General features: G+C 36.5%; 15 protein-coding genes. 12 read left to right on the top strand and 3 right to left on the bottom strand.

The window, feature by feature from the left end:
- The first annotated feature begins 156 nt into the window (after positions 1–156).
- The 6 genes from J0X13_RS05975 to J0X13_RS05950 all read left to right on the top strand — a co-directional run bounded on the left by J0X13_RS05975 (position 157) and on the right by J0X13_RS05950 (position 5,947).
- Positions 157–2,799 carry a KAP family P-loop NTPase fold protein gene (locus J0X13_RS05975; protein WP_207070512.1) on the top strand — a complete coding sequence of 881 codons (2,643 nt, stop codon included), beginning with the start codon at positions 157–159 and terminating at the stop codon, positions 2,797–2,799.
- A gap of 10 nt (positions 2,800–2,809) precedes the next feature.
- Positions 2,810–3,316, top strand: coding sequence for a hypothetical protein (locus J0X13_RS05970; protein WP_207070511.1), 507 nt, complete (start codon positions 2,810–2,812; stop codon positions 3,314–3,316).
- Positions 3,317–3,339: 23 nt separating this feature from the next.
- Entirely contained in the window at positions 3,340–3,690 is a 351-nt protein-coding gene (locus tag J0X13_RS05965) for a hypothetical protein (protein ID WP_207070510.1), read from the top strand.
- Positions 3,687–4,604: an ATP-grasp domain-containing protein gene (locus tag J0X13_RS05960; protein ID WP_207070509.1), complete on the top strand. Its 918-nt coding sequence runs from the start codon at positions 3,687–3,689 to the stop codon at positions 4,602–4,604. The genes J0X13_RS05965 and J0X13_RS05960 overlap by 4 nt, the downstream gene beginning before the upstream one ends.
- 142 nt (positions 4,605–4,746) lie before the next feature.
- A complete protein-coding gene (locus J0X13_RS05955; RefSeq protein ID WP_207070508.1) occupies positions 4,747–5,340 on the top strand; it encodes a hypothetical protein in 594 nt (197 codons plus the stop codon).
- 187 nt (positions 5,341–5,527) lie between these two features.
- Positions 5,528–5,947, top strand: a complete 420-nt coding sequence (locus J0X13_RS05950; RefSeq protein WP_207070507.1) for a hypothetical protein — start codon at positions 5,528–5,530, stop codon at positions 5,945–5,947.
- On the opposite strand, the gene J0X13_RS05945 is transcribed toward J0X13_RS05950, so the two are convergent.
- On the bottom strand, positions 5,944–6,270 hold the full coding sequence (locus J0X13_RS05945) for a hypothetical protein (protein ID WP_207070506.1): 327 nt from the start codon (positions 6,268–6,270) through the stop codon (positions 5,944–5,946). The genes J0X13_RS05950 and J0X13_RS05945 overlap by 4 nt on opposite strands.
- A 637-nt stretch (positions 6,271–6,907) precedes the next feature.
- The gene (locus tag J0X13_RS05940; RefSeq protein WP_207070505.1) at positions 6,908–8,464 is read right to left on the bottom strand and encodes a M28 family peptidase; all 1,557 of its coding nucleotides are present in this window, start codon (positions 8,462–8,464) and stop codon (positions 6,908–6,910) included.
- 133 nt (positions 8,465–8,597) lie between these two features.
- Between J0X13_RS05940 and J0X13_RS05935 the strand changes: the two genes are divergently transcribed.
- Together J0X13_RS05935 and J0X13_RS05930 are read left to right on the top strand one after the other, a co-directional pair.
- Positions 8,598–9,854 carry an NAD(P)/FAD-dependent oxidoreductase gene (locus tag J0X13_RS05935; RefSeq protein WP_207070504.1) on the top strand — a complete coding sequence of 419 codons (1,257 nt, stop codon included), beginning with the start codon at positions 8,598–8,600 and terminating at the stop codon, positions 9,852–9,854.
- 77 nt (positions 9,855–9,931) lie between these two features.
- A complete protein-coding gene (locus J0X13_RS05930) occupies positions 9,932–10,861 on the top strand; it encodes a hypothetical protein (RefSeq protein WP_207070503.1) in 930 nt (309 codons plus the stop codon).
- 2 nt (positions 10,862–10,863) lie between these two features.
- Here the strand turns inward: J0X13_RS05930 and J0X13_RS05925 are convergent, their stop codons facing one another.
- Positions 10,864–11,511 carry an alpha/beta hydrolase gene (locus J0X13_RS05925; RefSeq protein WP_207070502.1) on the bottom strand — a complete coding sequence of 216 codons (648 nt, stop codon included), beginning with the start codon at positions 11,509–11,511 and terminating at the stop codon, positions 10,864–10,866.
- Positions 11,512–11,572: 61 nt separating this feature from the next.
- On the opposite strand from J0X13_RS05925, the gene J0X13_RS05920 reads away from it, so the two are divergent.
- The 4 genes from J0X13_RS05920 to J0X13_RS05905 are packed head-to-tail and all read left to right on the top strand — an operon-like array spanning position 11,573 to position 15,213.
- Positions 11,573–11,995, top strand: a complete 423-nt coding sequence (locus J0X13_RS05920) for a PaaI family thioesterase (RefSeq protein ID WP_207070501.1) — start codon at positions 11,573–11,575, stop codon at positions 11,993–11,995.
- On the top strand, positions 11,976–13,037 hold the full coding sequence (locus J0X13_RS05915) for a chorismate-binding protein (protein ID WP_207070500.1): 1,062 nt from the start codon (positions 11,976–11,978) through the stop codon (positions 13,035–13,037). Before J0X13_RS05920 ends, J0X13_RS05915 begins: the two co-directional genes overlap by 20 nt.
- Before the next feature lie 55 nt (positions 13,038–13,092).
- Positions 13,093–14,835 carry a 2-succinyl-5-enolpyruvyl-6-hydroxy-3-cyclohexene-1-carboxylic-acid synthase gene (gene menD, locus J0X13_RS05910; RefSeq protein ID WP_207070499.1) on the top strand — a complete coding sequence of 581 codons (1,743 nt, stop codon included), beginning with the start codon at positions 13,093–13,095 and terminating at the stop codon, positions 14,833–14,835.
- Positions 14,836–14,871: 36 nt separating this feature from the next.
- Complete coding sequence (locus tag J0X13_RS05905) at positions 14,872–15,213, top strand: DUF2853 family protein (protein ID WP_207070498.1); 342 nt, start codon at positions 14,872–14,874, stop codon at positions 15,211–15,213.

The raw sequence follows: 15,213 nt of genomic DNA, 5'->3' as shown, positions 1-15,213 counted from the left end.
AAGGGAGGGTAAGGAGGGTGAATTGAATCAAACTTTTAGTGCCGCAATAGTAAACAGGTGCGTTTCACAGTTCTTAAATATAACTTCAATTGTATTTATTTAATATTAGCCAATTACGAATCCAAAATACTAGATAGGACTGATTATATTTGATTTATGCCAAAGCAATTTAGATTCTTCAAACTGAGTAGAGAGACAAAACTACTTTTTATCTTAGTAGTTTTATTAATAGTCTTTATTGGCCCTATTGAGGGCGTATTTAATAGATTCCTAATTGACCCAATATTAAGTCAAGCAGCATCAAATGTTTTAATTGATTTATTCGCTCTTGTTTTTGTTATATGGTCAATCCCAAATCTTTTTTTTAAGATAAAACGTAGAACAAATATTGGTTTCGGATATTTTACCTTATTAGTATTATTCTTAGGGATTTACATCTATTACCGGTTTTTTACAAATCATTATGTTTTTCTTGAATCCCATTTTTTTCAAAAACTTAAATATTTAGATATTCCAATGATTTATTGCTTCGCTTTAGTCTGTACATACCCCTGGTGGCTTTTAAGTAGGGGCAAACAAAAGGATAATTCTAAAATAGAAGAATTGGTTGATGAACCTATAAATAGTAAAAGTGAAGATATACTAGGACGTATGCCAAAGGTAAAAATATTGGTAAATGAAATAATTAACACTCAGAATAATAGCTCTATTGCCTATGGTGTAACTGGTGAATGGGGTTCCGGGAAAACTTCATTTTTAAAATTGGTTGAGAACGAAATTCTAAAAAGAAGCTATAGTGATATCTTGATTATCAAGTTCAATCCATGGTTAAATCTAAGTGCAAATACAATTATTCAAGAGTTTTTTGATGTTTTACAAGAAGGTATTAAACCATATAGTTACGACCTATATCGTGAAGTGGGTCATTACTCAAAGAATTTAATAAATTCTGCTCCAAGTACTTTAATGCAGTTTATTGGTTACTTCACGGTTGGTGGGAAGAATAGTAGTGTCTCGAAAGAATTTAGAGATATTAATACCTCGATGAAATACTTAGATAAGAAGTTTTTGATTATTGTGGACGACATGGACCGTTTAAAATCAGAAGAAGTTTTTGAAGTTTTAAAATTGATTAGAAATACAGCAGGATTTGACAATTTTATCTATTTGGTCGCATATGATAAATCTTATGTTTCTGAGTCTTTAAAAGGTTTGGGTATTCCAATCCATAATAGTTTTGCGGAAAAAATATTTCTTAGGGAGGAACACCTTTTACCAATTAATGAATCAAAAATCAAAAGATATCTAGTTGAACAATTAAAAAGGAATCTCCCCGATAATCTTGAGGAAATCAATTCCTATTTTAATTCGTCTGCTAAATTTCTTTCAAGAGACCGGGAAGATTTTGTTTTGAAACATATTAGGGATGTTAAAAGATTTTTGAATGGTTTTTTGAAAGATTATAATGAGATTTCTGATGATGTAGATTTCAAGGACTATTTAAATATTAAGCTATTGAAGTTCAAATATTATGATGTTTATCGGTTACTGTTTTTAGATACCTACTACTATTTAGACCCGACTGAAAACCTTTATACTCCTAGTGGAAAACAAAAAGGCTCGTTACAATTGGCCTTTGATGAAAAGAAAGGAATTACTATTGATCGTCGCTTTAGAGAATTTAAAGAATCCAGATTAGGAGAATATGTTTTAAACAATTACTCATGGAATGAAAAGGGATTTAAAGCTCTCAAAGTATTAATATATAGTCTATTTACCGCAGATTCTATTAAAAGAAAAAATCCTCGTTCGATAATTTTTGCTTCAGAATTCAAAAAGTATTTTCAGGATATACTTGAAGAAAATGAAATATCAGAAAGGCATTTTATAGATGTTTTAAAAAAGGACTATCAAGAAATTATTCATGAATTAAATCATTGGCAAAAGAACGGAAATTTAGAAGCAGCAAAAAACAGGTTTAATGAGATTGTAATTGAAAATTTAAAAAATAAAGATGAATATGAAAAAATCATTAAGTCTATTTTTTCTCTAGCCAGTTTCAAAAGGGATCAACACGATCCTTTTTATGATTATTTAGGATTTGACCCACATTGGCTTAAAGATGCCATGGGCGATTATGATTATAAAATATCAAGATTGTATTATAATGGAAGCAGGGAAAACCTAAAGAAATTTATCAAGTATCTTTTTGTGACTGAAGAATATTCCACAATGTTCTGTGCATCTTTATTAAATTTCTGGTATAGTAACTATTATGATGAAAACTTCATTTTCAGCAAACAAGAAATTAAATACCAATTGATTCAATATTTTAAAAACTATGTCCAAAACACTCAATCCCCGGAGGGTGCTTGGAGTTATTATTACTATTGTTTGGTAAAGGAGTGGGACCAAGTGAGTTCAAATACTCGTCAATCCCGTACGGTACGATTTGAAGAAGCCAATGAGATATTCATTTCATTGATAGAAAAGAATTTAGATTATTTCTTGATTAGATTTATTCAACCCCCACATTTGTATGGATATAGGGAAAACAAGCTACTTAGTCTTTCTGATATGGTAAATGAGATTTTTGGAGACTTGGATTCATTTATAAAATTTCTTAAAAAATCCGAGAAGGAAAAGAAAGAAGGAAAAATAAAATCAAGCTTCATCGAAGAGTTTATAATATTTGCTGAAAAGGTTGTCAAGTCAGGTACTGGAGTGGATTTTGAGTTTGAGTTTGCCGGTGCCAGAGAATATTTGGAATCAATGAAAGTGAAACTAGTTAATAACTAATTAAATTATTATGGAAGGGTACAACTTAGATTATTATGTAAATCCAAGACTAAGTTATGCGAATCGATTAAGTGATAAATTCAGAATTGGCCATTTGATATATGATACTATTGAGAAATGTATTGTAAAAGTAAGCCCATCCATTCTTCAAAAAATGGTTGAAAATGAATTACCACAAAACAGAGATGAAGATTTCCGTTTTTCACCCTTATTTATAAAAAATGATTGGTTGACAAAAGTTTTTGGTTTTGAAAAAAAATACTTGAACGCTAATGGAATGACAGTGTTTACTTCTACTCGTAATGGTCTTAAAATACATTTTCAAAGTGGAAATTATTATCTTGGATACATACTGAGGGAAAAACAAATAATTGCTGGCATGAATGGTAATTTCTCTAGTAAACCTGAAATTCTCTTTATAAATGAGTTAATGGATTTTTGCTTTTTAATTAAACGGGACAAGATTTCTTTCAGTGATGATGATGTGAAAAAAATTAATGAAATAATTATTCCCTGATGAATGCTCTAATTTAAGATTATATGAAAAAACCCTTTACTTTAAACTTTGTAGAAAAATCCAATGAAGAACCCCCTGTATATTCCTCGGTTATTTATGATGAAAGGCTTAATTTATCGGTGGACATAAATTCTGGCATACCTGCATTTGATGTTTTAGATATGGATACTATGACAGGTACAAAAGTTCATGATGAAGTTACCGATTCCGATAATAATCTTCATACTACCTATCTGGACACATTGACTCGAACTAGAACGCAAGTAGAATCAACAGATTTAGACTCCAATTTTATTGAATTGGCCAATTTATTGGATACATGTACCTTAACCGAAAGCCACGAAGCAACAGATTCCGATAAAAACAATGGATGATATTAATAGTTACGCATAAACGAGACTATACTGCAGATTTTGTAATCAATAAATTAAACAAGAAAGGGATTTGTTACAAGAGGCTCAACTGTGAAGACTTGGACAGGTCCTCTTATTCCTTTGAAATAAACAGTGATTTCGAATTTTCATTTAAAGATGAAACTAATTTTAGTTCAGGATGGTTTCGAAGGACCAAACTTCCTGTAATAGAGAATATTTCAGAAGCAGAAAAGTTGTATCTTTTATCTGAGTATGATTCTTTAACAAAAAATATACTTAGCTCAATAGATTGCAATTGGTTAAGTAAACCAAAAAATATCTATAATGCTGAAAACAAGACTTTGCAACTGAAGAAAGCTAAAGAGTTAGGCTTTTTGATTCCCCCTACATTAATTACTAATGATAAAAGCAGCATAAAAAAATTCTATTTAATGCATGGCCAGAACATTATCGTAAAGCCAATAGGTTACAGTCTTATAAACTATTCTGATTCTCCAGGTTATATATTTACAAATGAAGTCAATAGTCAGATAATTAAAACAATTGATCAATACTATATTAATCCATGCATATTCCAAAAAAATATCCAGAAGGATTATGAGATTCGTGTAACTGTTGTAGGTAGTGAATTATTTGCTGCTAAATGTGATTCACAAAAAAATGATGAAACTAAAACAGATTGGAGAAGAGGCAAATTGCTATTCAAGGAAGTTGAAATTCCTAGTCAAATATCTAATTTATGTGTTTCGCTGGTTAAGAAATTAGAATTAGGATTTGGAGCAATTGATTTGATTAAAACAGAGAACGATGAATATTATTTTCTAGAAATTAATCCCAATGGCCAGTGGGCTTGGATTGAAATGCAAACCAAGCAACCTATTTCTGAAGCATTAATAAAGCAACTTTGTAAATAATGAGATGAGTTCATTTTTAAAATTTCTATTTTATTCAAGTTTTACAGAAGAATCCAAAAAACCATTCGAATATAATAATGAGGATTATGAAAATTTGAAAATTGGGCGCCTAAAGCTTCATAAGGAGTACATAAGGCAAATAATGACAAAGGAAGAATCAAGACTTGCTAGTATTGAGTCTAAAACTTCACAATTAATTTCTCAAACTGGTGTTGTTTTTTCTTTTCTTAGTTTGTTTGTCCCTTTTATCATTGAGGACATCTTGGAATTATCACTATATTTAAAAATCCCATTTGTTATCATTTTAATATTATCCTATGTTTTTTATATACTAGCAATTCATAATTCTCTTTCCAACTATAATATTAAAAAATATCCTTATTGCGACAATGCTCCAACTACCATTATAAAAAATCAGAAGAAAAAGGAAAGGGAGTTTATTCAAATTGAAATTAAAGACACCTTATATTGTTTAAATACCAATATAGGTTTGACGAATGTAAAAGCAAGTAATCTTCTAAGGGGATATCATTTTTTTAAATTTGGTATTATTACAACTACTATTCTTGTTGTCTTTTTATGTTCATCTTTTTTATTTATGAAGTCTAACAAAACTATTAGACAAGGTGGCAGCGTGAAAGTTGAAAATATCTCAGAAGTGAACAGTTTACATTTTGATTTGGATATAAATACAGACAAAAAGAATGATACGATTTCCGGAGGTAAGATACCGTAAATAAGAAAAGGGCTTAAAAATCAAGTGTTGTACTATTTTTTCGACTTGAGCCACCTTTTGCTTTTAAGTTATACATATATTTCAAAAACTCGACAATATAACTATTATAGGAATTTATATTTTTACACTGGCCAAATATTCAATTCCATGATTAAAAATGTACATCCTTGATTTTGTGTCATATCGTATGACCAAAAAACAACTTTTAAATTTGATAAAACCTTTCAGTGCGGCCATGTTCGCCAAAGAAATTAACCCTATTGTTGCTAAGAGCCGGGGTATCTCCATTCAGGAAGCAAAATCCTTGAGTTATTTACAGAGTAATGAGGTAGTTGAATTTATGGATGAAATGGGGTTTCCAATGGATGATATTGGAAAGCACATTAAATTTAAGGGACTGAGTATCACAAAAAAAAGTCTCCGGGCCAAAATCCACAAAATGAGTCAACCGGAATTTGACGAAAAGTTAAGCTTGATAGTTGCTGCTAACCGTAAAAAAAGCATTTGCCAGGTGCGTTCATGTCAATACCTTAGATATAACGAAGTGGTCAATTTTTTGTTGAGTATAGGTGAGACCTTACCTATAAAAAATACTCCAGAGGACTAAACTAATTCAATGATATTGGAAGCAGGAATGTTCATGGGTTCCCCAATAGTCTCAAGAAACAAGCGTAATTCATCCAAAGAAACGTAACGCACCCATTTTTGATCGGAAAAAGTGAAGTTTCTTTTCTCTATGATCGGATTCAGTACTTTTTCAATCTCTATATTGGTTATTTCCGGGATAAGCTCCTTTACTTGCTTTTTAGAGATTTGAACCTCATTTATTTGGATATCCTTACCAAAACCTTCAATAACTATCCCTGTTTGGTTTAAAAACTCAATTACCTCTACGCTTTGCAGCTTTATTGCCCACTTTGCTTTATCCATTTCTAACCCCCTATTTTCGCAGATAATAGGGTTGATTATATCAATAAACACCCTATAATCGAATGGCTTGATTAATGAATGAAGCTTACTCTTCTTGGTTCGATAGGAAGTGTATTTAATTCTTGCAGTCATAGCGTTTTAAGTTAACTGGGATTAATTGATTTAGTTCAGAAAGATTTTACTAACACATTATTATTATAATAATCCCGATTAATTCAGGCTAAAAGCAACAGTAAGTTACAAAATAAAACAATATCAACTATTGTAGGTTTCATTTAATTAAATGTTGAGACATATTGATTTCATTATGAAACATAAAATATGCGTGTACACGTTTTTATTTTTAATAATTTCAAAATAGTTGTTTTGAACATCAATTAATACGGGCATATATCCGAGTATATAAACCATAAAACAGGGTGTTACGAAAAAAATCAACCTTATGAATATCAATAACTTATCATTGAGTATCGATTTCAAAAAAATTGTGGTTCCAGAGGTCGCCGGTTCGAACCCGGTCTTCCACCCTTGAGTTTTCAAAAATCCCTTGCCTATTGGTTCGGGATTTTTTTGTTCGATAACCTGAATAAAAAAGCCCTCAACATGGAGGGCTTTTGATTTGTTTAAGATCTTAGGGTCAATCCGCTGCTTTGTCAACCAACAATCTACTTGGTCTGTTTGCGATTTCCCATGCGGTATGGAAAATCAGACGGGCACGGTTCTCCAACAAGTCATAATTTATTTTATCAGGGGTGTCTCCAGGTCGGTGGTAGTCTGCATGGGTACCATTAAAATAGAATATGATCGGAATATTGTTCTTTGCAAAGTTGTAATGGTCACTTCGGTAATAAAAACGGTTGGGATCGTCTTCATCATTGTACTTGTAATCAAACTCAATATTGGCATATTTTTCATTGACCTCTTCGGATAGATTGTGTAATTCGGTGCTTAATTTATCCGAACCTATAAGATAAAGGTAGTTTCTGGAACCGGTGTATTTAGGATCTATTCGTCCTATCATATCAATATTTAAATCCACAACGGTGTTTTCCAATGGAAAAATCGGATCTACATCGGTATAATATCTAGAACCTAAAAGACCTTTTTCCTCCCCGGTCACATGTAAGAAAACTATGGAACGTTTGGGACCATTGCCCTCATCCGCAGCTTTTTTAAATGCTTGTGCAATTTCCAACAAAGCAACGGTTCCCGAACCATCATCGTCGGCTCCGTTATTGATTTGTCCATCACCCGTAATTCCAATATGGTCCAAGTGGGAAGAGATGACTACATACTCCTCGGGTTTTTCTGTTCCTTTTAAAAAAGCAACAACATTTTCAGAATCTATTTTATCGTTACCTCCGGTAATGTCCAACTCAATATTGGCTACAATTGTTTTGGGAACATTGTCTTCCTCAATATCACTTTTTAAGGTAGTAGCTGCTTTTTCGTCCAAAATAATAAGTGTTTCATCGCTGGTGTCTTCTGCCAATTGCATACGACCACTGTTATTGGAGTTCATAAACTGAAAATACCCCCTAAAACGCGGATAATTCTTTGTATCGTAATAAAGAACCCCTTTGGCACCTTTTTCTATGGCCAAATTTGTTTTTTTGGGCATGCCCTCGGACATGTTGCTCCAATCGGATTTTTCCGTAGATCCAGAGATCACGTAGCTCCCATCAGTATTTTTGGGTTCACCAGCTTTTATCAGTACCAACTTTCCGGTTACATTTATATTAGCGTAATCCGAATAGGCGCCTTCTTCAATTCCATATCCAACATATACGATTTGATCAAATGTTCCTTTTGCAGTTGAATAGGTGACAACATGCTCGCCCAATTCAAATTCTTGATCATTGATGCCTAAGTTTCCTTTTGGAACGTTAGAAACCTCCAAGGGCACCTTCTGGAAATAATCACCATCGGATTGGGCTGGAGGAATGTTCAGGGATTGATATGTTGACCGAATATAAGCTACGGCCTTTTTTTGACCGGGAGTACCGGTTTCCCGACCTTCAAACTCATCCGAGGCGTAGGTGTATAAATGGTCTTTAAGATCGTCTTGAGTAATGGATTCCGCATAGGGGACCGGGTTTGCCACTGGTTTTGGTCGTGCTGCTTCTGTCACCGTTTTTTGGTAGGAATTACAGGCAAACACCAATCCCAATGTCAATAAGGAAAGTTTTTTCATTCGTGTGATGGTTTTCTAAATCCCTCAAAAGTAGTCAAAAGTTTGATAAAGAATTCCCCTGGTACAGATTAACATTTTCCCGCCCTTTATGTATCTTGGCGCTTCTTTTTAAGAACACCCTAAAGTTGTAGCAATGGGCAAGAATAAAAGTGTAATTGTAGTTGGAGGTGGAATTGTTGGACTATCCACTGCTTACTTTTTGCAGAAAGCAGGCCACCGGGTAACTGTTTTGGACAAATCGGACATTACCTCGGGAGCTTCGTTCGTCAATGCCGGTTATCTTACACCGAGCCATATTGTTTCATTGGCGTCACCGGGCATGATTACACAAGGATTGAAATATATGTTCAATTCGTCGAGCCCATTTTACATGAAGCCAAGATTAGACCCTGATTTTATAAAATGGGCGTGGTACTTTAAAAAATCCTCTACCCAAGCCAAGGTGGAGCGATCCATGTCCGTTATCCGAGACATTAACATATTGAGCAGGGAACTGTACAAAGGCATAAAGGATTCCGGTGACTTGGGAGATTTTCCAATAGGACAACAAGGTTTGATGATGGTCTACCAAACCGAGAAATCCCGCGATCATGAAATGGAAGTTGTGGAGAAAGCAGCTAAATTGGGATTGGTGGGCAAGCACCTATCAAAAGAAGAATTGAAGAAGATAGAACCCAAGGTCGATTTTAATGCCAAAGGGGCTATACTTTGGGAATGTGACCGCCACACCACCCCACCGCTCATTATGAAACGAATGCAGGAACATTTGGAAAAGGTCGGGGTGGACATTCATAAGAACGAAGCGGTAACCAATGTATCCGTATCAGACGGGTATATAACGGAAGTTATAACCGAAAAAGCAAGCTATACCGCTGACGAAGTGGTCTTTGCAGCTGGATCATGGACTTCGGAACTTTCCAAAAAATTAAACCTAAAACTACCATTACAGGCGGGCAAGGGATATGGGATCAATGTAGAGGAGCCCACCAACATAAGTATGCCGGCCATTTTAATGGAGAAAAAAATCGCTGTTACCCCAATGGAAGGTTTTACCCGTTTTGCCGGAACCATGGAATTCTCGGGAATCAACCATACCATCCGAAAGGAAAGGGTAGAGGCGATTGCAAAAGGTGTTGAAAGCTACTACAATGGACTCCAAATTCCGGAAGAGGCCAAGAAACGCGCAAAATGTGGCCTTCGTCCCGTATCACCAGACGGTCTTCCGTACATAGGAAAACCGAAAAACTTGGATAATCTGACCATTGCAACAGGTCATGCGATGATGGGTTGGAGCATGGGGCCAGCAACAGGTAAATTGGTCACCGAACTTATCTCTGGGGATAAACTTTCCATATCTATTTCGCCCTTTGACCCCGAACGTAAATTTTAAGTGACTTCTTGTCGAATATGGCAGGATATATGCTGTTTAGATTTTTCAGTTGCGTTTTTAACGACTAATTTTACAGCATGAAAAAACACTATACCACTTTACTACTTTTTTCATTCTTCCATATCGTTGGAACCTGGTCGCAAGAAGTACAAATCTTCACGATAGAAGACTTTGATCTTAAGGGAAAGGTGAAATCCTGCCTGGTGACCACCGATTATGGAAAGGAATTGTTTGAATTTGACAGGGAAGGCGTCCTTACCAAAACCGTGACCCAATATAACGATACCGATCAGGATATCACCTATTACAAGTATGATGCCAATGGGGAACTGTTGGAAAAACGTATGGAGAGTTATAAGGGAAACACTTTGGATGAATCCACGTCCATGGCCAATTTTTATGAGATAGACACTGTTCCGAACAGGAAGGTTATCGAAAAAATCATCTCCTACGATAAACAGTTCTTGGAACAACAACAATACCATTATGATGATGAGGAGAGATTGGTGAAAATAATTACTTCTAACGGAGAGGGGGTAGACGAAACCACTTTTGAATATTCCCAATTAAAAAACGAATTTACGGTAAGCACTTTTACCAATGGTATTCTACAAAAATCCGAAAGAACATCAACCAAAAAGGGACCCAATGGCACCAAAGAGGTTGTACTGACCAAAGAATATATTGATGGAGAGCCCAACACTGCATTGGAAGAAGTTTTTAATGCCGATGGCAAGTTGGAAACCAGCGAGGATTTTCTATACGATGTAGCTGAAAAAGAATTTGTTTCGCAGAAAAAGCGATTCTACCATTACACCGATGGCAAGTTGAGCAGAATGGTTAAAAAAACGATAAACACCGAATCTACGGATAAATATATTTTTCAGTTCGATAACCACACACCGAGCAATTGGGTAAAACAGATTATAACTCCAGGTAACACATACACCACAAGAACCATTGAATATTACGAAGAGGAAACACCCGAGGAGGAGCCCAATAATTGACCTTATTTGATCAGCCTCTCAATAATTTCTGGTTTCACTTCGTGCCCACCTTTAAAAGTGATGGTTTCCGCGTTGCCTTGAAATAGCATATCAATTTTATTTTTTTCTCCTTTGAGTCGGTCTGGAGTCAAAAATTCGTCTTGGTCCCCGTAGATTATTTTTATCGCGGTAGCATCAAAATCCAAAAATTTAAAATCTTCCGCCGTCAATTCATTCGGAATACCGCCGGCATAGAGCACAACCAATTTACACTTCGCCTTTTTGCTGGCCAACCATCGAGTAGCCACCGAAACACCTTGCGAAAACCCAAAGAGCATAAGGTTTACATTTTCCGGGGTTTCCTCAGATTCGAGTACCGCATCAATATAGTTGAGTACATTTTTTACTTCGGTCGCCGTATTTTCCTTAGTGAGCCAACTGGCACCAACGTATTTGTATTCATTCTTTAAATAATACTTTGATGGGGCCTGTGGAACAATAATGTAGTTTTCTTCTGCATCGAGACCTTTAAAATACTTAACAAAGTAACGGCTCAAATAACCTATGCCATGAAAAACCAGCCAGACATTTTTGGTTTTGGAGGTTAATTGGTTCTGGGTCAGGTACGTATTTTCAGTAATGTAAGTAACAGTCTTCTCTATGTTGGACATGTTTAAAATCGCTGATTTAGATATTGGCAAAGCTTTGTGTAATTTTACAAAAAATAGAAGGATGAACGAACATAAAGAGAAGATTCTGTCCGTTTGCAACGCAATTTGCAAGGACACATTAATGGAAACATTGGACATTACTTATATTGATGTAGGCGAAAATTTTCTCTTGGCCAAAATGCCTGTGACCCCAAGAGTTCACCAACCAGATGGTGTTCTGCACGGTGGTGCATCCGTAGCCCTTGCAGAAAGTGTAGGGAGTGCGGCATCCTACATTTTCTTGGACGGACAAAAGTTTTTTGTACGTGGGATCGAGATTGCAGCAAACCATGTTCGCTCCATAAAGGAAGGTTTTGTTTATGCAAAGGCTTCTATTCTGCACAAAGGCCGAACCACCCAATTGTGGGAGATAAAAATCACCGATGAGGAGGACCGCTTGATTTCCAACTGTAAACTTACCACCATTGCGTTACCCAAAAACTAAAGACCTTCAGGAAATATGGGATAGGGCAGAGGCCCATCTGAAAAAAGGGTTGCCCTTTGTTTTATATAGAAAGCCGGATGAAAAAGAAATTTTCGGTGTTTTTCAATCAAATAGCGCACTCCATCATTCCAAAGACTTCACCGAGAAAGGCTTTATTTTTGCACCATTTGATTCTGAAAACAATGTAATCCTTATTCAACCTGATGAGGTATGGGAGGGAACTGTAAGGGCCGAAAACTTGCAGGCCACTCCTGCTATTTCGCTGGATGAGTCAGGGAAAGAAGCACATATTGATTTGGTGAGGAGCGGCATTAAGGAAATTGAAAAGGGAAGGCTTCAAAAAGTAGTGCTCTCAAGAAAAATTGAGGTGCCCATTTCAAAGTCGCCCATTAAAATCTTCAAAACCCTCTTGAATACCTATCCAACCGCTTTTGGATATCTTTTTCATCACCCCAAGGTCGGGACATGGTGCGGGGCAACTCCAGAAACCTTGATGAAAGTGAAGGACAAAAAACTGCTGACTATGTCCTTGGCCGCCACCTTGCCATATGTAGCGAATGAAAAACCCAACTGGGGCAGTAAGGAAATCGAGGAACAACAAATGGTGTCCGAGTACATTGGTGATAAATTGGCCCATACTATGGAACGCTTGGAAATAGATGATGCTGAATCTGTAAAGGCAGGAAATCTATGGCACCTACGTTCGGAAGTACGTGGAAACATGTTGCCTAACCTGAAAGTTAGCGAAGTAATCAGGGCCTTGCACCCAACCCCGGCAGTATGCGGTATACCAACGGATGAGGCAGCACGGTTTATTCAGGCCAACGAAAATTACCAAAGAACGTTCTACACTGGTTTTTTGGGTGAATTGAATTTAAAGGGCCAAGGAGAGTTGTCCTTGTTCGTCAACCTAAGGTGTATGCAACTGGATAATGATAAAGCTTTCGTTTTTGTCGGTGGTGGAATTACCGAGGCATCCGACCCGGAAAGTGAGTGGGTCGAGACCCAAAACAAGAGCAAGACGATGTTGGGCATACTCTAAATTGATGTTCGTTATTTTGGTTTTTTACCATCCAGATGATGTATTTTTGTAGTCCATGATGTACTCAGATATACCCGCTGCACAAACCCTGGTTTTGTACTTTAAATCAAGGGGTGTTAAAAATATAGTTATCTCTCCAGGGTCCAGAAATGCCCCATTGACCATAAGTTTTACCAAAAACCCATTTTTTAACTGTTTCAGTATTGTGGATGAACGCTGTGCCGCTTTTTTTGCCATGGGCATGGCGCAACACTTAAGGGAACCTGTGGCTGTGCTCTGTTCCTCTGGTAGTGCTATGCTCAATTTCTATCCAGCCGTGGCCGAGGCCTATTATAGCGATATTCCATTGATTGTAGTATCTGCGGACAGACCTAGTTATCGCATAGATATTGGTGATGGGCAGACCATAAGACAAGAAAATGTACTGGAGAAACATATTGGATATTCCGCTAATTTGAAACAGGACGTGTCCCACGCTGCAAAAACCATCTCAAAATTTGGTGGGTCTTTGTTGGAGGAAGGTCAAGCCGATGTACAGGAGCATAACGAAAAGCAAATCGTCAGGGCACTTGCAGTTGCTTTTAATGAAAAATATCCCGTTCATATCAACATTCCTTTTGAAGAACCCTTGTATGGAAGGGTAGAGGAGCCCACCGTCAAAATTCAAAATCTGGAAGCCCCTGCAGCTGCAGATACTTCAATTGAAGAAAATTGGGACGAATTGTCAGAGATTTGGAGGAGCAGTTCCCGAAAAATGGTCTTGGTGGGTGTTGATCACCCCAATGCCATTGATGAAGAGGTCTTGGAGATTTTGGCCAACGATCCTAACACGGTACTATTTACAGAAACGACATCGAACCTGCATCATCCGGAATTTTTTGAGAGTATAGATAGCATTATCGCTCCGATTGAAAAATCCAAACAAAGGGAAAAGCTGTTCAAGGCATTGCAACCTGAGCTTTTGGTAACCTTTGGGGGATTGATCGTGTCCAAAAAGATAAAAGCCTTTTTACGGGAGTACAAGCCCGAAAAGCATTGGCATATCGATGCTAAGAAGGCCAACGATACTTTTTATTGTTTAACAAAACACATCAGAACAAGCCCCAATCGTTTTTTCAAGGAAATCGTTTCTGAAGAAATTGATGCTAACAGTGATTACAAGGCATTTTGGGAAGATAAAAAGGAAAAATACGAGTTAAAGCGCAAGGCCTATCTACAAGAAATCCCATTTTCGGATTTCATCGCTTTTGAACGTATCATTAAAAATATACCCAAAGGGTATCAGGTGCACTTGGCCAATAGTTCCACGGTTAGGTACGCTCAGCTTTTCACAATGGACCAATCACTACAAGTATTTTGTAACCGTGGCACAAGCGGCATTGATGGTTCTACATCAACAGCTGTGGGCAGTTCCATTCATAGCGAGGAACCCACACTTTTGCTTACGGGAGACCTAAGCTTTTTTTATGACAGCAATGCCTTGTGGAACAAATATATGCGCAGAGATTTCAGGATTGTGCTCATCAATAATTCCGGGGGAGGTATTTTTAGAATTTTGCCCGGCAAGGAGGATACTGAAGAATTTGAGACCTTTTTTGAGACGAGTCATGAGCTCTCGGCAAAACATTTGGCAGACATGTATGGTTTTGAGCATATCACAGCAGATGATGAAGCCGAATTGGAAGATGTATTGAAAGGATTTTATTCAGCATCCAAAAAACCAAAAATCCTGGAAGTCGCCACACCAAGGGTTTTGAACAATAAAATTTTGCTTGGGTATTTCGATTTCATATCTTAGGCCTAGCTATAAATTCAACAAGAACACTAACACATTATGAGCAAAAGAGACGAACTGATAGAAAAGTACGCAGAGGACATCAAAACTAAATTCGGACAAACTCCAGACATGGATTTGCTTACAAAAGTAGCCATAGGCTTGGGGCCCGCCATTTATAATTTGGATGCTTCCAAAGTTTCCGGGTCCGATGAAAAGGAATTGGAAACGGTAAAGAACAATTTTTTGATCAAAAAACTGGGATTGGCAGAAACACCAGCTTTGATGGAGTCCATTAATAGCGTTATAGATGCGTACGGAAAATCGGAAAAGAATAAACACCGTGCTGTCATTTACTACATGTTGACAAAGCACTTTGGAAAGGAATCGGTTTATAACTAA

The sequence above is a fragment of the [Muricauda] lutisoli (nom. illeg.) genome, assembly GCF_017313105.1.
Classification (GTDB): Bacteria; Bacteroidota; Bacteroidia; order Flavobacteriales; family Flavobacteriaceae; genus Flagellimonas; species Flagellimonas lutisoli.
This window is presented reverse-complemented; position numbering and strand designations above follow the sequence as displayed.